The organism is Verrucomicrobiia bacterium, from assembly GCA_036405135.1.
Lineage (GTDB): Bacteria > Verrucomicrobiota > Verrucomicrobiia > Limisphaerales > JAEYXS01 > JAEYXS01.
The window spans coordinates 16,948-42,234 of sequence record DASWYF010000006.1 but is presented as its reverse complement, the minus strand read 5'-3'; the positions used below and the strand labels follow the sequence as shown (position 1 = coordinate 42,234).

General features: G+C 57.7%; 24 protein-coding genes. 23 read left to right on the top strand and 1 reads right to left on the bottom strand.

The genetic code is table 11. The annotated features are described in order from the left end of the window. Positions 1-117 precede the first annotated feature (117 nt). Positions 118-444, bottom strand: a complete 327-nt coding sequence (locus tag VGH19_02660) for a hypothetical protein (GenBank protein ID HEY1170249.1) — start codon at positions 442-444, stop codon at positions 118-120. Positions 445-1,500: 1,056 nt separating this feature from the next. Here VGH19_02660 and VGH19_02655 point away from each other — a divergent pair. The 23 genes from VGH19_02655 (at position 1,501) to VGH19_02545 (ending at position 25,251) form a co-directional block, all read left to right on the top strand. Further along, entirely contained in the window at positions 1,501-1,830 is a 330-nt protein-coding gene (locus VGH19_02655; protein HEY1170248.1) for a hypothetical protein, read from the top strand. Positions 1,831-2,146: 316 nt separating this feature from the next. Continuing rightward, entirely contained in the window at positions 2,147-2,902 is a 756-nt protein-coding gene (locus VGH19_02650; GenBank protein ID HEY1170247.1) for a YiiX/YebB-like N1pC/P60 family cysteine hydrolase, read from the top strand. Further along, positions 2,892-3,320 (top strand): hypothetical protein, encoded by a 429-nt coding sequence (locus VGH19_02645; protein ID HEY1170246.1) that lies wholly within the window; start codon positions 2,892-2,894, stop codon positions 3,318-3,320. Before VGH19_02650 ends, VGH19_02645 begins: the two co-directional genes overlap by 11 nt. Further along, positions 3,317-3,610, top strand: a complete 294-nt coding sequence (locus tag VGH19_02640) for a hypothetical protein (protein HEY1170245.1) — start codon at positions 3,317-3,319, stop codon at positions 3,608-3,610. The genes VGH19_02645 and VGH19_02640 overlap by 4 nt, the downstream gene beginning before the upstream one ends. Positions 3,611-3,646: 36 nt before the next feature. Continuing rightward, positions 3,647-4,225, top strand: a complete 579-nt coding sequence (locus VGH19_02635) for a hypothetical protein (protein HEY1170244.1) — start codon at positions 3,647-3,649, stop codon at positions 4,223-4,225. Between the two features lie 284 nt (positions 4,226-4,509). Next, positions 4,510-6,144, top strand: coding sequence for a hypothetical protein (locus VGH19_02630; GenBank protein ID HEY1170243.1), 1,635 nt, complete (start codon positions 4,510-4,512; stop codon positions 6,142-6,144). 231 nt (positions 6,145-6,375) lie between these two features. Then, positions 6,376-7,992 (top strand): DUF935 family protein, encoded by a 1,617-nt coding sequence (locus VGH19_02625; GenBank protein ID HEY1170242.1) that lies wholly within the window; start codon positions 6,376-6,378, stop codon positions 7,990-7,992. Next, entirely contained in the window at positions 7,989-8,564 is a 576-nt protein-coding gene (locus VGH19_02620) for a hypothetical protein (GenBank protein HEY1170241.1), read from the top strand. The genes VGH19_02625 and VGH19_02620 overlap by 4 nt, the downstream gene beginning before the upstream one ends. Positions 8,565-8,782: 218 nt before the next feature. Continuing rightward, positions 8,783-9,802, top strand: coding sequence for a phage protease (locus VGH19_02615; GenBank protein ID HEY1170240.1), 1,020 nt, complete (start codon positions 8,783-8,785; stop codon positions 9,800-9,802). A 302-nt stretch (positions 9,803-10,104) separates the two neighbouring features. After that, positions 10,105-10,491, top strand: a complete 387-nt coding sequence (locus VGH19_02610; GenBank protein ID HEY1170239.1) for a capsid cement protein — start codon at positions 10,105-10,107, stop codon at positions 10,489-10,491. A 64-nt stretch (positions 10,492-10,555) separates the two neighbouring features. Further along, positions 10,556-11,485: a major capsid protein gene (locus tag VGH19_02605; GenBank protein ID HEY1170238.1), complete on the top strand. Its 930-nt coding sequence runs from the start codon at positions 10,556-10,558 to the stop codon at positions 11,483-11,485. A 368-nt stretch (positions 11,486-11,853) separates the two neighbouring features. After that, complete coding sequence (locus VGH19_02600; GenBank protein ID HEY1170237.1) at positions 11,854-12,243, top strand: phage protein Gp36 family protein; 390 nt, start codon at positions 11,854-11,856, stop codon at positions 12,241-12,243. Continuing rightward, positions 12,240-12,668: a hypothetical protein gene (locus VGH19_02595; GenBank protein HEY1170236.1), complete on the top strand. Its 429-nt coding sequence runs from the start codon at positions 12,240-12,242 to the stop codon at positions 12,666-12,668. The genes VGH19_02600 and VGH19_02595 overlap by 4 nt, the downstream gene beginning before the upstream one ends. Before the next feature lie 16 nt (positions 12,669-12,684). Then, positions 12,685-13,113, top strand: a complete 429-nt coding sequence (locus tag VGH19_02590; protein ID HEY1170235.1) for a hypothetical protein — start codon at positions 12,685-12,687, stop codon at positions 13,111-13,113. A gap of 18 nt (positions 13,114-13,131) precedes the next feature. Then, on the top strand, positions 13,132-13,638 hold the full coding sequence (locus VGH19_02585) for a hypothetical protein (protein ID HEY1170234.1): 507 nt from the start codon (positions 13,132-13,134) through the stop codon (positions 13,636-13,638). A gap of 240 nt (positions 13,639-13,878) precedes the next feature. Then, on the top strand, positions 13,879-14,622 hold the full coding sequence (locus VGH19_02580; GenBank protein HEY1170233.1) for a hypothetical protein: 744 nt from the start codon (positions 13,879-13,881) through the stop codon (positions 14,620-14,622). Positions 14,623-14,913: 291 nt separating this feature from the next. Beyond that, a complete protein-coding gene (locus VGH19_02575) occupies positions 14,914-15,297 on the top strand; it encodes a hypothetical protein (GenBank protein HEY1170232.1) in 384 nt (127 codons plus the stop codon). Between the two features lie 65 nt (positions 15,298-15,362). Continuing rightward, positions 15,363-15,494, top strand: coding sequence for a hypothetical protein (locus VGH19_02570; GenBank protein ID HEY1170231.1), 132 nt, complete (start codon positions 15,363-15,365; stop codon positions 15,492-15,494). 71 nt (positions 15,495-15,565) lie between these two features. Continuing rightward, a complete protein-coding gene (locus VGH19_02565; protein ID HEY1170230.1) occupies positions 15,566-18,445 on the top strand; it encodes a hypothetical protein in 2,880 nt (959 codons plus the stop codon). A gap of 128 nt (positions 18,446-18,573) precedes the next feature. Then, positions 18,574-20,640, top strand: coding sequence for a phage BR0599 family protein (locus VGH19_02560; GenBank protein ID HEY1170229.1), 2,067 nt, complete (start codon positions 18,574-18,576; stop codon positions 20,638-20,640). Then, a complete protein-coding gene (locus tag VGH19_02555) occupies positions 20,637-21,194 on the top strand; it encodes an NlpC/P60 family protein (GenBank protein ID HEY1170228.1) in 558 nt (185 codons plus the stop codon). The genes VGH19_02560 and VGH19_02555 overlap by 4 nt, the downstream gene beginning before the upstream one ends. A gap of 26 nt (positions 21,195-21,220) precedes the next feature. Next, positions 21,221-23,878: a hypothetical protein gene (locus VGH19_02550; GenBank protein HEY1170227.1), complete on the top strand. Its 2,658-nt coding sequence runs from the start codon at positions 21,221-21,223 to the stop codon at positions 23,876-23,878. Next, on the top strand, positions 23,875-25,251 hold the full coding sequence (locus VGH19_02545) for a hypothetical protein (GenBank protein HEY1170226.1): 1,377 nt from the start codon (positions 23,875-23,877) through the stop codon (positions 25,249-25,251). The genes VGH19_02550 and VGH19_02545 overlap by 4 nt, the downstream gene beginning before the upstream one ends. The last annotated feature ends 36 nt before the right edge of the window (positions 25,252-25,287 follow it).

The window sequence follows — 25,287 nt, the reverse complement described above, 5'->3', positions numbered from 1 at the left end:
GAGATTGCAAATCTGCCGCAGGACTTCCAGTTTCGAACGGTGCTGGTTTGAGTGCTTTTTTGTTTTCACCTGCTCCGTGTGGCGCAGTCAAAATCCTCAGACCAGCATTTTCTGCTTCTACTCCTGTGGTTTGCTACTGATTTCAGATTTCAAAGGTGGGGAGTTCGGGGGCTGATGGGTTTGCGATTTGTCTTTGGGGGAAAGGGCGGATTCGCGGATGGCGGCGATCAGGGGCGCATCGTACAGGAGGCGGAACAGATGGACAGCTTTCAAATAGAGTGTGGGCAGGAGGAAGAGGAAGCCGACGACGACGCAAATGTCCGAGTGGATGTGCAGACCGATGAGCAAGACGGTGGTGCCGAAGCAAAGAAGCAGCGCGAGGCGGAAGAAACGCAGCTCGGCAGCGAGGGCGGTGGAATCGGTTTTGTCAGAGGGAGTGTTCATGACCAGGTTCTCTTTGGCGTTTCTAACAAGGAAATTAAAGGGGATGGGGATGGGTTACAAGTTTTCAGTGTTCAGTTATCAGAGGGGTGTTGTGTGGGAAATATACCACGGAGACACGAAGAACACGGAGAGGAAATGGCTGCAAACCCGATCAGGAAACACACAAGATTCAAAAAGGGATTTTCAACCGAATGGGGTCAAGCGAATGGGAGAAGATTTAACAGAAGGGCGCAGAGGTAACGGAGGGAGAGTGGAGAATAGCCAATAGGCCATAGCCTAGAATTTCAGATTTGAGATTTCAAAGGTGGAGAGTTCGGAGCGTGGAATGTTATCCGGTATAGGGGATGGGACTGATAGGGCTTATGGGGCGAATAGGAGGAATGGGTTCGTGGTGATTTGTGAGTGGGAAGAGGAATTTTAAGGAGCGGTGTGAGGTGGTTTTGGGTTTCGGGGGTGGGAAAATCGTCTTCGAGATCACTTTTTGAAATTTTGTGTGAACGTATTGGAACGTAGTGGAACGCAAGGATAACGCATCTCCGGAAAAGCGGGCAGATTGATGCCCGTAATGTTGAAGAAGACAACAGAGCAGAAGATGGAGAGCACGAGGATCGCCAAGAGGGGCGAAACACCGACGCTCTCCTTGGTCCCCGCCGGTGATGAAGACCGTCGCCTGCGTGTGTGTGCCGAGGCTTCCGAGGAGGCCCGGGCAAAAGCAGTGGCTAGCATGGCCGAGAATGATAGACGGGAGGAGGCGCGCCGGCGGGGATCGATCGCTCTGAAGGGGGAGTTTCAAGTTTTCAGTGTGAAGTTTTCAGAGGGGAGTTGGCGGAAACATCGAACGTCCAACTTTCAACGTTCAGAGGGGGAATGGGGAGGCGAGGCGTCAGGCCGCCTCGGGCGGAAAGCGGAGTCGAGCCTCCGCACTCCAAAGGGGAGTGCAGGCGGGACGCCTGCGGTACGGCCCGCGAGACGCGGGCGCTACGAAGGGGAGGCGAGTCTGATAAGGGCGAAATCGAGGACGACGACGAGGACGATTTTTAACAACAAAGGAGAGTTATGAAGATGAAGTTTATGATGGTGGGGTTGATGGTGGGCGTTGTGTGCACGGGTTGCACGAGTGTTTCGCAGGCGGTGCCGAAGACGCGGATCTCGGGTGACCTTAAATCCGGGAAGTTTTCGGTGGAGGCGCCGAAGAATGCGTCGATCAACGGGTTTGAGCTGAGTTATTCGACGAATGAGACGCGGATCAAGTTCACGGAGTACAAGGCGGAGATGGATCCGAATGTGGTGGAGCAGTCGGGGAAGGCGCAGGCGGCGATCATCACGGCGACGAGTCAGGCGATCCAGGCGGCGACGGAAAAAGCGGTGGAGGCGGTCAGGAAGTAAACCACAGAATACGCAGAATACACGGACAGAAAAAGGGTTGGCCACAAAGAGGCACAGAAGGCGCAAAAAGGGGAGAAGGGGAAACATCAAACATCCAACATCGAACTCCGAACATCGAGAGTGGGTAAGGAGTTTAACAGGAGAGAACTGAGGGGACGGAGTTTGAATAGAAGGGCGCGAAGGTAGCGAAGGAGAAATAGAGAGCGGCCAAGTGAAGATGTTTGCGGCGGAGGTGTCCGCCGGAGACAGGACTGCCGGCTGGAATCCGGCAGCACATTGGGTCGAGGACGAAGGGCGATTGCGAAAGGAGATTTTTATGTTGATTGCGTTGCATAGAGGGAAGGGGTTTATCGCGAGGGCGATTCGGTGGCAGACGCGGAGTGTTTATTCGCATGCGAGTATCGTGCTGGAGGAGTCGGAGTGTGTGGTCGAGGCGCGGGAGTTTGAGGGGGTGCGGATGGTGTTGTGGCGGGATGTGGTGGCGAGCGGTGAGGTGGTGGATCTGTTCCGGGTGAAAGGGTTGACGGAGGAGGCGGAGGAATGTGTGCGCGAGTTTTTGTGGGAGCAGATGGGGAAGGCTTATGATTATACGATGGTGGCGCGGTTCATTTCGCGTCGGCAGGAGGAGCGGGCTTCATCGGGGAAATGGTTTTGTAGTGAGTTGGTGTTTGCGGCTTTGGCGAAGGCGGGGGTGAGGTTGCTGGAGAGGGTTGAGGCGTGGGAGGTTTCGCCGGGGATGTTGCGGCTCTCGACGAGGCTCGAACAAATGAAGAATGAAGAAGGGAGAATGAAGAAAGCCGGTCGCACCGGCGGGCCATTGGGGAACGTTCAACGTCCAACTTTCAACGTCCAACGTTCAGAGGGGGAGGGGTTAGCCACGGATGGAACACGGATCACACGGATTGGGGGAATTTCAGATTTGAGATTTGAAATTTCAAAGGGGAGGGAGATGGGATGCGTAAGACGTTATCAAGGGCTGTTTGGAAATTGGATACGCAGCGGCTTCGGCGGCGGCGTGGTGAGGACACCTCGCCCTACCGGGATGGGAAAGGAGGCGGTTTGTGATTGCTGAGGTGGTTGTCAATTCATTGCCGGAGGCGGATCACTTTGCGTCGATCGGGTGGGTTTGTGTGAGTGTGGTGGCGATCATCGCGGGGGTACGCCAGGTGCTGGGACTCTGGCATGAGATCAAGGATCGGCCTACTGGCGCGGAGGTGTTGAAGGAGGCGAACGGGACTTTTGCGAGCAAGGAGGAATTCAAACGGTTGGAGGAGGAGTTTCGCAGACACCAGGAGTTTGAGTTGCGGGAGGCGGAGCTGCGTCGCAAAGGGGTTTACGACCGGCTGGATAAGAGTCGCGAAGAGGTTTTGCAGCGGGTGGATGATACGCGGAGGGAGCTGGAGGATAAATTGAAAGTGGTGCACGCACGGGTGGATACAATCCCGGATCGGATCATCGCGACGCTGCGCAATACAGGAGCCATTGAATGAAAAATAATAATCAAATTTCGGACGAGCGGGAACAGTTGCGGTTGAGTTTGTTGCGGTTTCTGGATGCGCACATGGAGGTGAGCAGTCGCGGGATGGCGGAGTCGCTGTTGTTACAAATGGCGCGAGCGGAAGGTCGCCTGGAGCTGACGATGGCGGAGGTGCGCGCGGAGCTGTTGTATCTGAAGGATCGCAACTTGATTTGTCAGGTGCCGAAACCGATCAGCCCGGAGCTGCGTTCGTGGCGCATCACGGCAGATGGCCGCGATCAGCATGCCCAGCTCACCACGTGAACCAACCAGAGGAATTCGTAATCCCCAATAGTTAACATGAAGACGAAACCGAATGATGTGCTGAGGGCGCGGCCGCAGTTGAAGAAGCTGGCGGAGGAGAAGCAGCGCGGGATCATCGAGTATGCCAGGGAGAACTCGAATGAGCAGACGCGTGACTGGCTGGCGGAGCAGAACATCGCGGTGACGATCGGGGCGCTGGTGGAATTCAAGTTGTGGTGGCAGCTCCGGGAACAATTCCGGACGGCGGAGGTGTCCACGCAAACTCTGATCGAGTTGCTGCAGGAGACGCTTCCGCCGCTGGACGACGAGCAGATCACGATCTATGGGCAGAAGGTTTTTACGTTGCTCGCATTGAAGCAGCAGGATGCGGGGGAGTGGGTGCGGTTGCAGAAGTTGGATCTGGATCGGCGGAAGATGAGTCTGGATGAGGAGAAGTTTAATCAGCGGACGTGTGAGTTGTTTCTGGCGTGGTACGAGGACAAGAGAGTTCAAGAGATCGCGGGGGCGCAGGTGCCGCAGGCGGTCAAGGTGGAGAGGTTGGGGGTGCTGCTATTCGGTGAAGAATGGGGGCCGGTTGCACCGGCGGGCCAATGTGAAGAAGAGGGGGAGGAATGAAGACTAACATCGAACACCGGTTGCACCGGCTGGCCAATGCATCGAAATTCGAAAATCGAGAGGGGGAGTTAGCGCGAACTGACGTCCGCGGCTACGGGGAGGCTGGACAGGCGATGGCGACTGTCCCACTACGGCAAGAGCAGGCGGGGGCGCCTGCTGTAGTAAAGGGAGGCGAGGCGTCAAGCCGCCTCGGGGGGAAAGCGGAGTCGAGCCTCCGCAGTCCAAATGAGGGGGGCTCGCGCAGGGAGGAGTTGACGCAGGCTTGCCAAGTTGACGGGGCGGATGTGCGGGAGCGCTCAGGCTGCCGGCAAGATGCCGGCAGCACATTGGAGCCGATCATCAAGTTTCGGGCGGCGCAGAGGGAGTTTCTTCGCGGTGTTGAGCAGCATCGGTTGGTGGCGTTTGTGGCGCGGAGGCAGTTTGGGAAGACGACGACGTTTGCGGCGCTCGCCTTAAAGAAAATGATGAAGCGGGCGAATCATACGGTGGTGTTCGGTAGTGCGAAGTTGAATCTGGCTCGTGAAATTGTGCGGAAGGAGGCGGAGGTGATTCAGCGGGCGATCGCGGCTCTGGCGAAACAGGCGGAGAAGGCGGAAGGTTTGCTGCAAGTCGTGGATGGGAAGACGGGGCGCATGGTGAGCGCGGTGACGGCGGATGATTTTGCGAACCTGTATGAGGCGCAGCGGTTGGAGTTTCGGTTTTATCATTCGAAGACGATTTATTCGCGGACGAAGGTGGTGGCGTTGCGTGCGGACACGGTGGGTGAGACGGGTGATTTGATGTGTGATGAGATCGGGCGCGTTAAGAATTGGCGGGAAGTGTGGGAGGCGGTGGAGCCGATCGTGAGCAGCAATCCGACGTTTCGCCTGACGCTGGCGACGACTCCGCCGCCGGATGATTCGCATTATTCGTTCGAGATGTTGTCGCCGAAGAGCGGCACGGAGTTCGCGCCGTGTGCGACGGGTAATTGGTATCGCAGCGAGGCGGGCGTGATGGTGCTACGGGTGGATGCGCAGGATGCGTGGGCGGATGGGGTGCCGGTGTATGACCTGGAGCGCGGAGAGCCGCTGAGCCCGGATGAGCATCGTGCGCGGGCGCTGGACAAGGATGCGTGGGATCGGAATTACGCGGTGAAGTTTGTGTTTGGTGGGACGGCAGCGTGCGGGTTGTTGCAATTGGAATCGGCGCAGGCGCGAGGGATCGGGAGTTGCGCGTGCATCGTGATCGAGGATGAGGCGGATATGACAATCGCGATGGCGTTCTTGCGCGATCATCTGACGAACAATCCGGTGGGCATCGGGCTGGACCTGGCGACGACGGAGAAGGAATCGAGTAATCCGACGGCGCTGACGGTGATGGAGTCGAGCGGGGTGGAACTCATCGGGCGACTCACGCTGGTGTGGAAGACGCGGGATCCGGCAGTGTCGAAGGAGCGCGTGCGGCGCGTGGTGCAGACGATCAATCAGCGGTCGCGGGGAGGACCGGCGCGGCGGTTGTGCATTGATGCGACGAATGAAAGATATTTTGCGATCGAGCTATCACGGGACATCGCGGGTGAGGTGCCGGTGGAGTTGATCGTGGGGAGCGAGAGTGCGCCGGGAATCAATGAGGATGCGATGGTGATGAAGGCGTATCTCGGGAACTTATTGATCGGGGAGTTGGAGGATAATCATCTGACGTTGGCACCGGAGCGGTATCTCAGAGAGGATTTTCGATTGGTGAAAAGGGATCGCGGGTCGTTCAGCACGGATACGGCGGCGGATGGGAAGCACGGGGATACGTTTGATGCGCATAAGCTGGCGTTGTGGGCGTTGCGCGGAGGTGCGGCGGGGGCGGTGGTGAGTGTGGAGGGGATCAGGATGGCGGCGGAGAGGCAGGAGGTGGTGTTTAGGCCGAGGAGGTTGCGGATGGCGGCGTAGGGAGAGGTATGAATTATGAAGTATGAGGTATGAAGGAAACATCGAACATCCAACATCGAACTCTGAACATCGAGATGGGGAATTAACCGCAGAGAACGCATAGAGAGAAACCGCGGAATACGCTGAATAAACGGAAAAGGGAAATGGCCAATAGCTAATAGACGATAGCCGAATCAGTAAGGTCGGGGCTGAGTGATAAATGGTTAACGAGAATTTAAGGAGGAATTTATTATGAAGATTTTGGAGAGAGTTTTTAGTCGATGGGGGAAGGCTGGCGCTGTGTTGGAAGGGCCGGTGCAATCTAAACGGACGGATGAGAGCGGGGGCGTCTCGACTGCCGGCGGGACTCCGGCAGCACAGGCGTTGCAGAGGATTGTGTTGCCGAGGGCGCGGGATCGGTGGATGTCGGCGATGGCGCGGAGTTATACGCCGGAGATGATTCATTCGGTTTTGCGTTCGGCGTTGAGCGGGAATCTGGTGGCGCAGTGGGAGTTGTTTGATCTGATGGAGGATACTTGGCCGCGGTTGCAGAAGAATCTGAATGATTTGAAGGATGCGGTGTGCGGGGAGTCTTGGGCGGTGCAGCCGTATGCGTTGACGGGAGCGAAGCCTTCTCGCGAAGCGGTGAAGCGGGCAAAACTTTTGGAGCAAACTTTGTGGCGGATGAATCCGCGAGCGGCGGCGGATGAGAATGGGTTCAATGCGACGCTGAAGGATATCGCGGATGCATGGGGCAAGGGAATCGCGGTGCTGGAGGTGCATTGGGAGCAGCGCGCGGTGGCGGGTGCGGGCCAGGTGATCGCGCCACGCTGCACGACGTGGGTGCATCCGCGCTACTATGGTTACGCGCAAAATTCGCCGGAGTTGATGTTGAACTTGCGCGAGCTGTCGATCGGGGCGGCTGCGCCGGAAATGTTGAAGGATGCGGGGGAAGGGTTCGCGGTGTTTCCGCCAGATAAGTTTCTCATCGCGATCGCGAAACATAAGTCGGGTCATCCGGTGGGTGGGGCGTTGTTGCGGCCGTTGGCGTGGTGGTGGTGTGCCTCGAACTTCAGCGCGGAGTGGCTGTTGAATTTCGCACAGTTATTCGGGTTGCCGTTGCGCTGGGCGAGTTACGATCCGAATCAGCCAGGGTTGCTGAACAAGATCTGCGACATGTTGGAGAACATGGGAAGCTCCGCGTGGGCGGCATTTCCGGCGGGGACGAAGATCGAGCTGCATGAGCCGTCGCGGAACGGGACGGATAATCCGCAGGCGGCGCTGCTGGATCGCGCGGACAAGCAGTGTGATCTGCTGATCCTGGGGCAGACGCTGACGAGCGAGGCGGGAGATGCGGGGAGTCGCGCGCTGGGTGAGGTGCATCAGCGGGTGCGGGCGGATCGGAAGGCGGCGCTGGCAGCGTGGACGAGTGAGGTGCTGCAACAATTAAGCGCGGCGTTTTGTCGGTTGAATTTCGGTGATGATCTGGAGTGTCCGTGGTTGCAGCCGGTGGTGAAAGAGGTGCGGGATGCGAAGGCGATGGCGGAGCGGGATAGGATTTTGCTGGAGGCGGGGGTGGAGCTGCCGAAGGCGTGGTTTTATGAGCGGCATGAGATACCGATGCCGAATGCGGGAGAAGATGTCGTTGCACGACGGGCCAATGAGGAAATTGAGAATGAAGAAGGTAGAATGAAGAAAGGGGGAAACATCGAACGTCCACTGGTTGCACCAGGGGCGAATGAGGGGAAGAAGGACGGAGAAAAGGGAAACGTTCAACGTCCAACTTCCAACGTTGAACGTCCAGATGGGGAAAAAGTGGTTGCACCACGGGCCAATGGGAAGAAGGGAAAAGAAGAGGAGGCGGTGTGATTGCGATTGAATTGAATTCTGATTCTACGGTGGGGGAGTTGCGCGAGTTGCTGGGGAAGGTGCGGAATCCATCGGGGATGTTGCGGGCGGTGGCGACGCGGGCGGAGGGGATGTTGAAGGCTCATTTTCGGAGTCGCGATGCGGGGTCGGCGAATAAACTCGGCGGGAGACGCACGAACTTTTGGGCGCAGGTGGAGAAGACGGTGGTGGGTGAGGTGGATGAGGCGGGTGGAACGGTGAGGCTTGGGGTTTCGCATCCGGCGTTTGCGCAGAAACTTTATGGTGGAGTGATCAGGGCGAAGTCGGCGAGGGCGTTGACGATTCCAGTGACGGCGGAGGCGTATGGGAGAACGACGGCGGAGTTTGAGAGCGAGACTGGGTTGCGGTTGTTTTTGATCAAGCCGAATGAGACGGCGCTGCTGGTGACGCGGATGCAGGGGGCGAAGGGTGTGAAGGTGCAGTATGTGTTGAAGGGACAGGTGACACAGGAGGCGGATGAGGGGGCGTTGCCGGAGATGGAGAGCATGAGGGAGATGATTGAGGGAACAGTGAGGGAGGAGTTGGGGAGATAGGAAACATCGAACATCCAACATCGAACTCTGAACATCGAGAGAGGGATAAACCACAGAATACGCGGAATACACAGAAGGAGTAAAAGAAGGGAAAGAGGGGTAACCGCGAAAGACGCTAAATACGCGGAACAGGGGACGGGAAATAAAAGCGAATTGAGGGGATCGAGGACGAAGGACGACGACGAGAACGAGGACGAATTTTTAAGGAGTTTATGATTATGAATAATACATTTCCGATTGAGGCGCGGTTGGCGGCGGCTTTGCCGACTTTGCCAAGTGCGAATGGGGAGAAGGAGTTGGGGCAATCTCAGCTAGGTAGTGCTGGGGTTACGGAGTTGCCGACGGAGATTCAATGGATGCCGCCGGGGCAGCATGTGATCGCGGCGACTCAAGGTGAGGCGCCGGTGACGCAGCTTGTGATTGTGAATGCGGAGACGGCGGTGCGGATGGAGGCGTTGTTGCAGGAGTTGCGGGCGCAGGCGGAGGCGGGTGCGGAGGATGTGCCGTATTTCGATTTCAATCACGAGGATGCGGAGGCTTCGGCGCGGCCACTCAGATTTTATTGGGGTGGCGAGGATGCGATCACGGGCGGGGTGCGAGTGGAGGTGGAGTGGACGGAGCCGGGTCGCACGGCGTTGTTGGGAAAGGCGTATCGCCGCTTTTCACCGAGCTTTTTTGTAGATGTCGCAGGCGAGGTCACGGGGGCACCGCTCAATATGGGCGGGCTGGTGAATCGCGCGGCGTTCAAGACGATCAACCCCATTGTCGCGGGGGCAAGTGACAGCGACGCAAACCAAGAAAGGTCAAATATTATGGACCCGATGAAACTGGCGGCTGAACTGGCTGCCGCACAAAAACGTATCCTGGAACTGGAACAGCAACTGACGCTGAAGGCGAAGGAGCAGGCGCGGGCGATCGTGGATACGGCGATCCGCACGGGCAAACTCGCACCGCAGAACACGGCGCTGCACGCGAAGTGGGTGGATGCGCTCACGAAGAATCCGGAGCTGTCGGAAACGCTCACGGGACTGGCGACGAATCAGGCGCTGATCTCGATCGTGCCGCATACGATGGCACCGGTGCATGCAGCGCATTCCAATGGGCCGGAGCATGAGTTTGTGGTGAAGGCGCGGCAGTTCGCGGAGCAACGCAAGGTGGTGTTCACGGAGGCGGTGATGCACGTGGCGGCGAAGGAGCCGGAGTTGTATGAGGCGTATCGCACCACGTTGGGTGAATGACCAATGACGAAGGAATGAGCAATGACTAAGGGGAACATCGAACATCCAACATCGAACTCCGAACATCGAGAGGAAGAAATGGGGGCACCCCTCATCCTCAATCCTTCTCCCCTCCGAGAGGAGAAGGAGGATGGCAGTCGGTAAAGTTCAAGCGAACGGTGCAGGTGGATGGGCGGTGGTGAAAGACAAAAGTTAGAGCCTCCTCATGTCGGCTGCTACGAAAAGGGATTCGAGGACGACGACGAGGACGAGGACGAAGCGGTAACAACAAGAACGGTTAGTTTATTAAGGAGGATAAGATTATGGGTATCGAGGTTTATACAGACACGGCGTATCGGACGTTTACGGAGAAGACTCCGGGACAATTGACGGGCAAGGAGGGTTATCTGGTGGAGCTGACCAGCGATGGCCTGGTGCAGTTGCTGGCGAGCGGGCTGGCGATCGGTGTGATGCACGGGAAGCTGGAAAGCAGCAATGATGTGAACATCCGGTTGCTGGGCAAAGGCGGCACGATGAAGTGCGTGAAGAGCGGTGCGATCGCAGTCGGTGCACGCGTGAAGGGGGCGAGCGGTGGCAAGATCACGACGACGACCACGGGCGATCGTTCCATCGGCATCATCATCTCGCCGACCACGAATGGTGCGGATGGGGATGTGTGCGAGGTGCTGGACATCGTGGAGAAGGTCTAAGCGCGCGAAACGGGAGAAGTAATTCGATCAATCAAAAAACAGACGGAAAAAGGAGAAGAAGATTATGGTTTCAAATGCATCATTGAATGTGGTTTTGACGGCGATGGCGGTCAAATTCATGCAGGAGAGCAAGAATTTCACGGGCTTGCGCCTGTTCCCGCTCTTTCTCACGGGCGAGCAGAGCGCGGGTTATTACGTCATGGACGAGGAGAACTTGCTGAACGTGCCACGTAATATCCAGCGTGCGCCGCGTTCGGCGTACAGTCGCGGGCTGATGAAGATCAGCTCGGACACTTACAACTGCCGCGAGTTCGGTCATGAGGAGCCGGTGGATGATCGCGAGCGCAAGAAGTATGCGCGCTCGTTCGATGCGGATGCCTCGGCGATGCGGCGCGCGATGAACGTGTTGATGGTGAATCATGAGGTGCGCGTGAAGGCGAAGGCGACGGGCGCTTCGGTGCCGACCTCGAGTCCTTCCACGAAATGGGATTCGGCGAACTCGGATCCGATCGCGGATATCGAGACGGCGCGCGCCAGTATTCATAAGAACACGGGCATGGAGGCGAACACGATGGTGGTGAGCCGGGATGTGTTCAACATCTTGAAGGAGCACGACATCGTGGCGGAGAAGATCAAGTACTCGGAGCGCGCGATCATCACGCCAGACCTGCTCGCGGCGGTGTTCGGCGTGGAGCAGTTCCTGGTGGCGGGCACGATCGAGAACACGGCGCAGGAAGGCCAAGCAGCGACGCCGAATTATATCTGGGGTGATTCTGTGGTGCTTGCGCATGTGCAGGATACGCCGGATCTGATGGCACCGAATTTCGGTCGCACGTTCGGCTGGGTGGGTGAGGTCGGTCAGGAGGGTGTGGTGGTGGAGTCGTATCGCCAGGATGTGATCCGCTCGGACGTGCATCGCGCGCGGCAGGATGTGGATGAGAAGATCATCGGGGCGAAGGCCGGTTATCATCTGAGCAATGTGCTGACGACGTAGGAATCGTTAAGAGGGGGAAACATCGAACAACCAACGCCCAACATCGAACATCGAGAGGATTGAGAATGAAGAAGGCAGAATTAGGAATGAAGAAGTGGGGGCACCCCTCATCCTCAATCCTTCTCCCCTCCAAGGGGAGAAGGAGGATAGCGCCAAACTATCCAAATGCTGTGGAATCATTCTCACCCCGGCCCTCTCCCCTTTTGGGGGAGAGGGAGATGGGGGGCAGGCGGGACGCCTGCGGTACGGCCCGCGAGACGCGGGCGCTACGAGCGGGAGACCGGACAGGCGGAGGCGCCTGTCCCACTACGCGGCTGACGAGGGCGTCAGCCGGCGTGGGGATGAAGAATGATTATAGGAGTTGAGTTATGGCTATCACATTTACGGAAGAGGATCTGTTGGTGGATATCTCGCAGGAGGAGCTGGATGGCATCGCGAAGGAGTTGGTGACATCGGGTGATCCGGAGCCGATTGCGAGCACCATCGAGGAGCAGTTGCAGAAGGTGGAGGATTACACGGCGCGTTTCGATGTGCCGGAGTTGCGTTACAAGCGGCTCGTTCGTGCGCTGGTGCTTTTCGAGATCTATGCGCGGCTCGGGGAGATCCCGAAGAAGCGGCAGACGAAGTACGATGAGGCGATGAAGGAGTTGAAGGATATTCGCGATGGAAAATTCCCGGACCTGATGCTGGAAGAGCCGCCACCGGCGGGGACGCCGAGCGGTCATGGCAACTGGGGCAGCAAGGAGAAATTAGTATGACAACGACATTAGCAAACAACGGTGAGCCGGTGATGAATCTCACGGGCTTGAGCACACAGAATTCCGTGTATAACGGCAATCCGGTGCGGATTGACCTTGGCGTGATCGCGCCGCTGGATTTCAGCGGCATCATGGTGACGGCGCAGACGAGCAATCCGGTGAGCGATCCCAATGGCATCACGGTGTGCTTCGGATTCTGCCATGAGGAAGTGGCTCCGAGTGTTGGGGCGCAACGCTTGCAGGCGCGGGTGAAAACCATCGTGTGCAATCTCGCCTCGGCCAGCGGTTACGGTAACACGCGGGACTTCGCCTCAAACAAGGAAACGCTGGCAGGACGTTATCTCTATGTGTGGTGGGAAACTGGTGGTGGCGGTGATGTCGGGGCCACTATCGATCTCAAGGTGTGGGTGCAATACCTCAAGTAACAAGGGATTAACCGTCATGAAGAATCCACAATACTACGAAGGTCAAGCGGTGTTCACGCTGGTGGACCAGGAGTTGCAGCAGGCGGCGGAGGGCGGGTTCGGTCTCACGAAGATCGATCTGCAAAACACGCCGTGGCGTCATGCGGCGGCGATCCAGCTCAATGCGAAAACGGTGAGCAATCATCTCGCGACGGGTTCCATCCTGCTGATGTATGCGTTCTCGCGAGAGGATTTGAGCGCGGTGGGCGGTGCGACGATGCGGCTCAGTACGCGGGCGACGATACTCACGCTGGCGTTGCCGACGAGCATCGATGGGGACACGGAGCGGGAGTTCGTCTCGGCGCGCATACCGATCCAGGCGCGGTATCTGTACCTGTATTGGAATGCGACGAACGGTTCGGAAGAAGTGTTCGATCTGGAGGTTCACGCGGTGCCAGTGCCGTAAACCAAGGAGCAATAACATATGTCATTCATCGATACATTGGCGGTGCTTGCGAAGTTGAAAACACGGCTCGCAGCACTGGAACTGGAGGCGGGCACGCCGCTCTTCGACAAGGTGGAGTATTACAGCTCGACGGATTTGTTGAAGGCGTTGCAGGAGTTGCGGCTCTTCAAGAATCGCGTCTGTCTCATCGTGCCGGGAGACGATGACTTTGTGAACGACGTTTCGGGGCGCTCGCTGAACACGGTGCTGGAGCGGCATGTGTTTCTGCTGCTGGCGGATCGAGATTACGGTCGTCGCCAGTCAGCGGCGACGGGGGATGAGAACACGCCGGGAGTCATCGCGATGAAAGATCGCGTGGTGAGCGAGCTCACGGGGAAGAACCTGGATTCGCGTCAGGTGCTGGTGAAGCCGGTGAACGGCACGCCGCTCCTGATCCAAGGGCCGAAGCGTGAGGAGGCCGCGGGCAGGGAGGCGTGGAACATCGAGCTGGTGGTGGAGTGCGGGCAGATGCTGACGCAGCATTGAAAAGGAGTTTGAAGTTTTCAGTGTTCAGTTTTCAGCGGGAATTATTGGCCACAGATGAAACACAAATCACACGGATGGAGGCAGGAGAAGAGAACCTATCTGCAGATAGAGCGGATTAGGGCAGATGGGGAACGGGTCGAGGACGAGAACGAGGACGGAGTTGGGATCAAAGAATCAGCCGGTGAAACGGCATAGTTAGAGAAAAACAGAAACAAACGGTAGCAAAACAAAAGGAGAGTTATGAAGGAAACGGGAGATCTTATTTATCGCAAACAGACGACGGGGAAACTGCTGTTCAAACGTGAGGGCGAAGGTGCCTTCATCGATTTCGGCAATGTGCGGATGTACAAGTACGCGCCGAAGATCGAGCGCACGAAGACGACGGTGGCGCGCAAAGGTTACGTGCAACTGGTGGAGGAACGGCCCACGCAGGTGGAGCATCGCTGGACGGTGGGACTGGATGAGGAATTGCCGGATCTGGTGCGTCTGCATCTGCTGGCGGGTACGGGAGCCACAGTGACCCAGTCCACCACCGCAGTGCCCGCTCACGCGGTGCTGAATGTGAAGAAGGGGCAGGTGATCGTGCTGCCTGACCAGAATGTGACGGTGACATCGGTCAAGATCGATGAGGAAGAGGACGTCACGACGGTGCCGAATGTGGATTACAAGGTGGATGCGGTGGCAGGGACCATCACGATCCTGCACAGCGGCCAGATCGCAGATGGTGACGATCTGCTGGTCGCCTATACGCCGACTGCAGCCACTTTCACGGAGCACACCGGTCTGACTGACCTGTGTGTGAAAGGCACAGTGGTCTTCGATGAATACGACCAGCATCAGGAAGCACCCCGCGCACGTTACACGTTCACGGCCCAGATCACCGTCTCCAACGGCGGTGACAACGACGGGAAGAAGCAGAGCGAATTCGAGGTGGAGCTGCTGGCGACGGGCAAGATCGTGCGCCGTGGACGAGTGGATGCCTGATAGAGGAAAAGGGGGAGAATGGCCACAAAGAAGCACAAAGGAGAAATGTGCGGAGGGGAGTGCTGTGGTCATTCTTACCCCTTACCACGACCCTCTACTCGTAGGGAGGTCCGCTTCCTGGTGGGCAGAGAGTGGTGGGCGAGGCTGGAGCGGTCGATGCATTCGGTGAGACAACGGTAAAGGCCTTGGTTTGGGACGAGGGGCACCTCGTCCCTACCGGGATGGGAGACTGGACAGGCGGTGGCGCCTGTCCCACTAACGGAATCGAGAACGATTAACTGAATAAAAATTATGGAAGCGACGAAATTGGAAACATTGATGGGCGGGAAAACGGTGATGGTGGCTTTGCGTGATGGTGCAAAGGAAGAGGTCACGGTGCAACAGTTGGCAGTGGCGCAGATGCCACGATTGCTCGCGGTGATCGAGGATGAGGCAGCGATGGTGGAGCTGTTCTGCGGCAAGCCGAAGGGCTGGGCGGCGACGCTTTCACCGGAGGCGCACGAGGAGATCGTGACGGAGGGCGAGCGTTTGAACGCGGATTTTTTCGCGCGCTGGGTGCAGCGCCAGTTGCAACGGCGCGAGCGGCTGGTGCCCGGCATCACGCAGGCGATGCAGAGCACAGTGCTCTCGAGTTTGCGGACTGGGTCGCCGAGCTCGCCATCGAGTCCGGCCTGAGTTTACGCGAGGCGAGGGAACACTCGCTGGCGCAACTCAAGTTACTGGCCGCAGCGGCGGAACGCGTGCGTGCTGCGCAGAAGCTGATGGATTCAAATGTGGTGTATGCAGCGGTGGCGGCGTGCTGGGCGGAGAGAGGTGCGGAGGTGTTACTGGAGTTGCAGGAGAAGTTGCGGGCGCAGTGCGAGGGGAAATGAGATGGACCGCAAAGTGAGGATGAAAAACGGGGAGTGACCCGCCTGCGGGCGGGTCCGGAAAAGGAGGAGTTATGAACGATTTTCAACTGGGATTGAAGTTGCAGGTGAGCGGCGCGGAGGTCGCGCAGACAGCGCTGGGCAATGTCACGAAGCAATTGGGTGAACAGCTCACGGGCATCAAAGAGTTCACCACGAAACTGGGCGAAGGGAACCAGAGCGTGCGTGGTTACATCGAGTCTGCCAAGGAGATGATCGAGCAGAATCCAATCCAGGAGACGCTTGGAAAATTATCCGGGCTCGCGCAGGCGATGGGGCTGGAAAAAGTCTCGGGTGGCATCGAGGCGACGGCAGGTTCGCTGAAGTCGTGGACAGGAGAGATCACGGATTTCTTGGGCAAGACGGAGAAGGCATCGGATCTCATCAAGGAGGTGCTGGAGGGCGATGTTTCGGAAGCGATCGATACGGTGGCGCAGAACATCGAGAAACTGAGTTCGACGGAGGGCATCGCCAAAGCACTGGGTCTGGAGAGCGTCTTGACGAGCGCGCAGCAGACCAAGGAATCGGTGGACGGGATGATCGGGAAGTTTCAGGAATTCGGCAATGGAGCGAACTCGGCGGGCGAGATCGTGAAGCGTGTGTTGCTGACGGATACGCAAGGAGCGATCGATACGGTGCGCACGAGTCTGGGTGCGATGGGGAATTTTTCTGATCTGGCCACGCGCATGGGTTTGCACGGTGTGGCCAGTGAGATCGATGGTCTGCAGAAATCTGTGGGTGAATGGACGGGAAAGATCGAGGACTTCAACAAACGCAGCACGGATACGGCTGCCCAGTTGAACACGGCGTTCGGCAGCACATTGCCGCCGGGAGTGAGCAAGGCGGCGGGTGCGATCATGGAGCTGACGGGTACGAAGGACAAGCTGATGCCGATGCTGGAAGGGATACAGACGAATTTTCAAACGCTCACAGGCAAGTCGTTTCCGGATGCGTTCAAGGGGATGCAGGATTTGTCGAAGGAGTTCGGCAACGGCGGCATCTCGGCGAAGAATCTGGGTGACGTGCTGAAAAGCTCGGGCGGCGCGGCGCGGTTGATGGCGGGCGGATTCGGCATCGTGGGGGCGGCGATCGCGGGCTGGCAGATCGGGAAGGCGATCGGGGATATGGATCTGTTCGGCATCAAGATCAATGATGTGGCGCAGTATAGCATCTCTAAAGCCATGCAAGGCTTTGAGAAATTCAAACGCTGGCTGCGCATCACCAGCGAGGAAGAATACAAACGGAACAGCAAGGCATGGGGCGACGCGGCTGAGCAGGCGACCATGAACAAGCCCGCACCTAAGTCCCCTGAAACGGCCGCGCCAGGGGCAGTTGATCATAAGAAAGCCGAGCTACAGCAGTTGAAAGACAGCGAACAGGAACTTGAAGTTGGCCGGGCCGACCGCGCAAAAACGGAGGCCGATAGAAAGGCAGACAAAGATTTAGAGGCCATCGACGATAATTACCTGAAAAACACCAGCCCTTCGAAAACGAACCTTTCCGACCGTTTGAAAGCCGCCACCGACGCCGAGATGGAGAGTCAGAAAGTGCTGAAGGAGCGGGAGGTTGCCGCACAAGCAGCATTGGATGTGCGGGTGGAGCATATCAAGGCCCAGATGGCTGAGGTGGAAAAATCGGGCGACAGCAATGAGGCCAAAGGAAACCAGAAAAACCGCCTGCAGAATGAATTGGAAGAACTCAATGCCCGGAAGAAGGAGTCGCACGAACAAACCGAGCAAGAAAAGGCGGAGATCACCAAGAAGTATGAGCAGGAGCGGACGAAGTTCTCCATGGAGGAACAAAAGCGTCTCGACGAGTTGAAGAAACAGACGGAGGAAGAGGCAAAAAAGAAGGCGGAGGAAAAAGCCAAGGCTGAAGCCGAGATGGCGAAGAGGCAGGAGGAAGACCGGAAGAAGAACATCCAGTTGATCGAGGAGGAAAATAGAAAGCTGGAGAAACAGATCGAGCATTTGCGAGAAATCGAGGGAACGGCGACCAACAAGAAAGACAAGGAAAAGGCCCGCGCTGAACGGACACAACTGGAGCGGAAAAGAGGTGCCTTTCAGAAGCAACAGCGCACTCCGACAGGGAAATCGAGTGAAACAGATCCGATTGCCGGGACAGACGAAGGCGAGGGTCAAAATTCCGGTAAAGACAAAGGTGATGGGACCGACTCAGAGGGCCAGGGCGAACGGATGCAGAAAGTCGCCGCAGACATCAAACAGATATTCGACGACATCGCCAATTCAGGCATGCAGTCCATCACCAGTTCCATCGAAGGACTCATCAAAGGAACAACGACGTGGAAGGATGCGCTCAGCCAAGTGGGCAGCACGGTCATTAATTCCTTGATCAATGGTTTCATGAAAATGGTCACCACGCAGATCACAGGCTTATTCACTGTGGATGAGGCCAAGAATAAAATCTCTTTAGGACAGCGAATCCGCAATATGGCGGATGCCGTATCGAATATGCCGAATGCGCTGCTGTCTTCTATCACGAGCTGGGGTTCAGCGGCAGCCATCGGCTTAGCAGCGATCACGGCGGCGATGAGTTCGTTCGGCGGATTTGAGAGCGGTGGTTATACCGGGGATGGACGGCGTTCCGAGGTGGCGGGGTTGGTTCATCGCGGGGAAATGGTTTTTGACCAACCAGCGGTGCAGGCGATCGGGAAGGACAGATTGGAGTCCATGCGGATGAGCCGGTCCTTGCCGGTGGGGCTCGCCAGCGCCAGTGCGGGTGGTGGCGGTTTAAAAGCGATGTCTCCGAACATCAATGTGCAATCGACACAGCCGAAAGTCATCGTGGTGAACAGCCAAGAGGAGTTGATGCGCGTGATGAAGGGCTCGATCGGGGAAGAGATCATGGTGTCGCACATCGCGAAGAACAAGATGCGGCTGGGCATTAATTCTTGATGGTTAGCCACAGATTGAACACGGATCACACGGATTAAAGGATCCTTAGAACTATCAGTGATATGCGGGGGAGACTGGACAGGCGATGACGCCTGTCTCACTTAAGAGAACGAGTTAAGGAGGATTAGATGAGTATCGAGTTGATCAATGGGCATGTGTTGTTACCAGAGTTGCCGGACTGGCAGCAGGGAGCGGAGCTGACGCGTCGGTGGGAGACGGAGATCCAGGAGACGGTGACGGGCGCGGAGGATCGCGGAGCGATGCGCGCTGTGCCGCGGCTAGAGCTGTCTTACGAGATCGCCACGCTCACGCAGGAGCAACGTGCGCGACTGGAAGACCAATTGCGCGAGGCGATGAAGTCCGGCAAGGCCGTAGTGCCTTTCTGGGGACGTGCTTCCGATCTCGCCAGCAGCGCGAGTGGCACAAGCGCGGAACTGGCGACGACGAACTGGCCGTGGCAGGTGGGCGATTTCATCTTCTTCCTAGATGCATCGGATATCGAGAAACCCGTGTACGCAGTGCGGCAGATCACGGCAAAAACAGGACTCGTGCTCACGCTGAACAGCGTGTTGCCGCAGACGTTCGCAGCCGGTTCGCTGGTGTGGCCGCTGCTTTTCGGCAAGCCGGATGGTGAAAGCATGTCATTGGTCACGAGCCGCCACGGATCGGTGTCATTCACACTGCTGGAGGTCACGGGCTCGACGCGTGCGACGGCATCCAGTGCGCCGACGTATCTTTCGCGGCCCATCTTCACCACGCCCATCAACTGGACCGATGGTGCGAGCCAGCGCTTGAGCTACGATCTGCGCGAGCTGGCGATCGGTTTCGGTGCGGAGGTGTTCGCGCCGTTACAGAGCCATGTGGTGCATGGATTCGAGTTCAGCGTGCAGTTGAACACGGAGACGGAGATCCTTGCGCTGGAAAATTTCTTTGCGGCATTGCGCGGACGTTTGCACGGGTTCTGGCTGCCTGCGCCGACGGAGGCGGTGGACATCGTGGAGGGCATCAGCACCACGCAGTTCGACATCGCAGGACAAGGCTTTGCAGCTTCATGGAATGATCATCCGGCGGTGCATCTGTGGTTCACGCAGGAAGGGACGGGTGTGGCGCGGAAGATCCTGAGTGTGGCAGACAATGGTGACGGCACAGAACGTGTGACGTTGGAAAGCGCGCTGACTTTCACGCCAAACGCGGAGACGATGGTGAGCCGGTTGCACTATGTGCGGCTGGCAGAGGATGAGGAGAGTGCCGCCTTTCTCGCGGAATGGTTTGAGCAACGCTCCTTTCAGGTGCTGGAGCTGCCTGTGGAGTATGCGGCTGCGGAGACGGGCGAGATGCCGGTATATCTGTATCACGTCTGGATCAACACGGATCCGATCCAGCATTGGTACTACACGAGTTTCGCGAGCGGCATCAGCTCGCTCCTGGAGGCGCCGGAGGAAGACGAGCCAGTGGCTTATATTTCCAAACCGATCGATCATGGTTCTCTGGACCAAGGACTGAAAGGTGAGGCGGAGAAGGTGACGATCGAGGCGGTGCATGAAACGGGGCATCCGTTCGTCTTCGGTTTTCCTTATCCACCCACGGGCCCGATATACGTTCGTATCTTCGAGACATCCTTTGCTGATCCGGATGCTGGCACAGTGCTCTTCACGGGACAGGTGGAGAAGGTGACGCGACGCGGCAAGAAGATCAGCGCGAGCTGCATCTCACGTCTGGACCTCGATAATCAACGTCTGCCGGATGCATTGATCAGTCCGCGCTGTTCTTTCCAGGTCTATGAGCCGAACACGTGCAAGGTGGTCAAGACCACGCAGTATCGTCGCACTGCGGCGCTTTCGGTGATCAATGGCAGCACGGTGCGGGTGAGTCATGTGAGCCAGCTTAGCGGCTTGCCGGTGAATTATTTTTCCTTCGGCTGGATCGAAGCAGGCACAGGCAGCCAGATGGAGATACGCACCGTGCTGGAAGATACCATCGTGGGCAGTGGAGTGCGGGAGCTGAAACTGAATCTGCCTTTGCTGCATGCGACGGTGGGCACTTCGGTGGTGTTGCTGGCGGGCTGTGATGGCCGCTGGACGACGTGCAAGATCAAGTTCGTGAATGATCGTTTTTTTGGCCACCCATTCGTGCCGGAGAAGAATCCGACATTGGTGGCGGTGCAATCGCAGGTTTCCCAAGGAGGCAAGAAATGAAGGCTTATTATCAAGACAGGACGCGCCAGGCAGCTTTGCTGGCACTGGCGCAGGAATGGTTCGGCACGCCGTTCGTGCCGCACGCGCAAGTGGCGGGCGTGGGGGTGGATTGCGTGCAACTCGCGGCGGCGCTTTATCAAGGCACCGGACTGTTGCGCGAATTCAAACCGGGCAAATACACGATGGACGGCGGCCAGCACAATGACGGCAGCCGCGTGACTTCGTGGCTGGAAGCGAGCCCGCATTTTGCGAAAGCAGAAGCGCCGTGGCAGGTGGGGGATCTGCTGTGCTTCCGCATGGGCCGCAGTGTGCATCATGTGGGCGTGGTGCTGACGGACCGCACCTTCGTGCATGTTTACCAGGGTTACACCGTGGGTGAATCGTGGATCGATGACAGCACATGGCGCAAGCGTCTCACGCTTGTCTTCCGTCCGGTGGAAATCACAGCGAGCGGAACGGCTTCTCCCGTCGTGGTGACTTTGCCGGCAACTGAACCGCTCCGCGTGCCGTTGCAGAACACGGTGAACACTCCTTGGGAAAGGCTGGTGGTATGAGTTTTTCCGGCGGTTCTTCAAAAGCCATGCCCGCGCCCGCGCAAAAGCCGTTGGGCTTGGACGAATCACGAGCCACGACCAATGAACAGGCGCGGCCATTGCCCTACTTCGCGGGCAAGACGCGGCTCGGAGTGACGTGGATCAGCGAGGCGTTCAACATCAAGACCGTCGCCGTCACGCAATCGGCGGGCAAAGGCAAGACGACCACGACGGGTTACAATTACTACGCCTCGCTCATCGCGCTGGTGTGTCATGGCCCGGTGGATGCCATCGAGAAAGTTTATTTCAATGGCGACGAAGTGTGGTCTGGTGACATGAGCCGGACCGGTGGCGCTACTTTTGCAGACCTCACACTGGAGGACCACGGTGCGATGCGGATCTACTGGGGAACGGCGGATCAGGCCTTGCCCGCTACGGACAGTCCTTTCGATCTGCAAAAAACGGACCTCGATCATCCGCCTTACCGTGGTCAATGCTACCTGATCTTTCACCAGATCTACTTCGGCTTCAACCAGACGAACGCGCCGAATGTGGAAGTGGTGTTGCGCCGTCATCCGCGTCCGACGTGGCTGCCGGTTGAAGCGGTGGAAGTGGAGGGAGATTGCAACCCGGTGGCGGTGGTGGCGGATCTGTTGCAGAACCAGACCTACGGCCTCGGTTGGTCGGCAGACTGGCTGGACACGACAGCGCTCATCGCCGTGGCCGCACAATTGAAAGAGGAGGAGATCGGCATCTCGCCATATATCACGAAGCAGACCAGTGCGCGTCAGCTCGTCACCCAGATCTGCGAATACTTCGACGGATACGTGCTGCAGACGCCGGAAGGAAAATTTCGCATCGGTCTGATCCGCCCACCGGCGGAGGTGGAAACGTTGCCGTTACTCGATGAGAATGTGTTGCTGGAAGAACCGGAGTTGAAACCGGGAAGCTGGCGCGGAGTGAAGAGCAAGACGTGGGTGAAATTCACCGATCGCAACCGCGCTTACAAAGAGAACGCACTGCCGTATCGCGATCCCGGTGTGGCGTTGATCACCACGGATAACACGCCACAGACGATCGAACGACCCTGGATCACGCGGCCAAAGCTAGCGCAGATGGTCGTTGCTGCATCAGGCCGGGCCGCTGCAGTTCCGCTAAGTGAAGGCGAACTCACCGTGCGAAAATCGGCGAAGCTGGCACCGGGCACCCTCTTCCGTCTGAGCTATCCGCAACTGGGCATCAACGAGCTGCTCATGCGGGTGATCTCTTGCTCCACCGGCCGTGCTGGTTCGCGAGACATCAGCCTGCAAGTGGCCATGGACCGCTCGTATCTGAGCGAGAAGTATTACGTGCCGGAGGATGATGCACTCATCATCAGCGAGAAGATCGATCCCGAGCCGTTTAAAAACCAATTGATGGTGGAGCTGCCCAAGGGCTTGGGCAACGAGAACAAGATCACCGTGGTGCCGTTGGCGGTGCGGCCAAATTATTACACCACGAAGTTTCACATCCATCTGCGGCGCTCCTCGGCACTGGCAGCGGCGCAGCCGACCAAGATTTATGGCATCGATAACGCCGGTCTGGCAGAGGCCTTGCCGCACAAAGAACTCTTTCTGGAAGGAGAAGGCGCCCTTGTCCATTTTTCATATCCACGAGCACCTTACTTCCGCAGCCTTACGCAATCGGCCCAACTGCTCATGCATGTCAATGGCGAGTGGATGGCGGTGCTGAACTGGCGCGATCTGCCGCTGGAGACCGACCCCGAAGGAACGAGCACGTCCGGCTTTGCGCGGGTGCATTTGATCCGCGGTCGCTTGGGCACCATCATCCGGGATCAATGGCCTGCGGGGTTCTATTTTTACAGAAGCTCTACGAGCATGTTCACTCTGAGCTATGATCTGCTCGGGAATCACAATGGTTTCGCGCTGGGCGGTACTGTCGCCGAGGAATACACGGACGCCACGGACATCATCGATAATCGTTACGGCCTCCTGATCACGCCGGATGATGTGAATGACCTGCCCGCGAGCCCATCACTCAACAACGCACTGAACGATGATGTCCTTGTCTTCGTGGGGGATGAGATCATCTCCCTTGCCGAAGTGGAGTACCTGGATGGCGGCCAGTGCCGGCTCTATGGCATCCGTGCCCGCTACGACACGCGCCGCCAAGTCCACGCAGTCGGTCGCAAGGTGTTCATCATCGCCGAACGGGATCTGGAAAGACTGAACCACACCAGCTTTGCGCGGAATGCGCAGTGTGTCTTCAAACTGCAGCCCACCGCCTTCGGACAACAGGCCGAGCTCTCCCTCATACCCACAACGGGCATCACGCTCAGAGGGCGCATGGATGAGCCACTCGCGCCCGTCAATCTGCGCGCCTTCGATGATGGACGGAATCCAGTTTACGGAACAACGGACGACATCCCGCTCACCTGGTCCCTCACGGAGAATGGCACCCGGGATTTCTGGGCGCGCATGGCCGATCCGGGAACCGATCTGCCCGCGACACAACTTGATTTTTACACCATGGCAGGCGTGTGGAAGGACAAGGAACTCGTGCCTGCGGGCACCGACTCATTCATCTACTTGAAAGCGCGCCGCGAATATTGGTTCGCCACAGATGATTTCAAAGTGCGGGCGACGGCACTGAAGAACGGACTCAAGTCGCGCTATCACGACGAATTAACCATCAGAAACATATGACCGGAATATCACCAGGAGAATTCACCAGCGTGGCTGGAACGGCGGGTCCACAGACCCTCATCGAATACAATTTCGGCGTGGCGACACGCATGCTCTACAAGCACGAGCCGAGTTACGTCTCGGAGGAGCCGACCGATCTGGCCGGGCCGCCGGACGAAGAGGGCGATTACGTACTCAACCAACGCTGGCGCGATCTCTACGGTGCGGAATATGTCTGCACCGTGGAGAGCGATCCCGAAACCGAGACGCCTTACACATGGAAACAGATACGCCCCGCAGTGGTGAGTGCTGTGCCCACAGAAACTGTGCCGGTCGGCTACTGGATCGTGCGGACGGATCTGGATTACAAACACTATCGTTACACCGGCAGCGGGTTCACCGAGATTTTCCTCTCGCTCACCGGAGGCACGATGACGGGCACACTGGTCCTGAACGGTTCGCCTACAGATGCGAACCACGCCGCCACAAAGGCGTATGTGGATGCGCTCGCCGGTGGCGGTGCCGATCCGAAGGATTCCTGCCGCGTGGCCACGACTGCCAATGTAGATCTCGCCACGGGAGGACCTTTGACGATCGATGGCGTCGCTCTCGTTTCGGGAAACCGTGTGCTGGTGAAGAACCAGACCGCGCCGGAAGAGAACGGCATCTATGTGGTGCAAAGCGGTGCGTGGATCCGTGCCTCTGATGCTGATGCGGATCCCAAGGTGACCGCCGGCATGTATTGCTTCGTGATCGAGGGCACCGCGAACGGTGACATGGGCTATGTGCTAACAACCAATGACCCCATCACGCTGGGCACCACGGGACTGACCTTCGCGCAATTCTCCAAAGGCCTTTCCGATGGCGAATGTACGGATGTGAAGATCGGTAACCGCACCGCAGATCAAAGTCTGATCTCGCCCGCGGATACGGGAAGCCTCACTGAATTGCTCTCCTGGTTCGCCGGACGCATCAAAGGCATCACGGGCAAGAGCGATTGGAAAACCGCTCCTCAGGTCGACTTGGAAAAAGCGAGTGTCGTGTCGCTGAACTTCGTCATTGATGGCGGTGGTTCCGTGATCACCACGGGATTGAAAGGTTTCCTCGAAGTCTCCTTTCCCATGACCATCACCGGCGTGACCGTGCTTGCCGATCAAACCGGCAGTGCCGTCATCGACATCTGGAAGGATGTTTACGCGAGCTATCCGCCCACTGGTGCAGACAGCATCACGGCCAGCGCGAAACCCACCATCAGCAGCGCGGTGAAAACCAAGGACACCACTTTGACCGGCTGGACCACGGCGGTGAATGCAGGAGACATCCTCGCCTTCAACGTGGATTCCATCGCCACCATTCAACGGCTCACCATCTCCATCACGGGGAAGAAGAACTGACGCCATCACTCAATACGAAATCTTAAACCATTAACG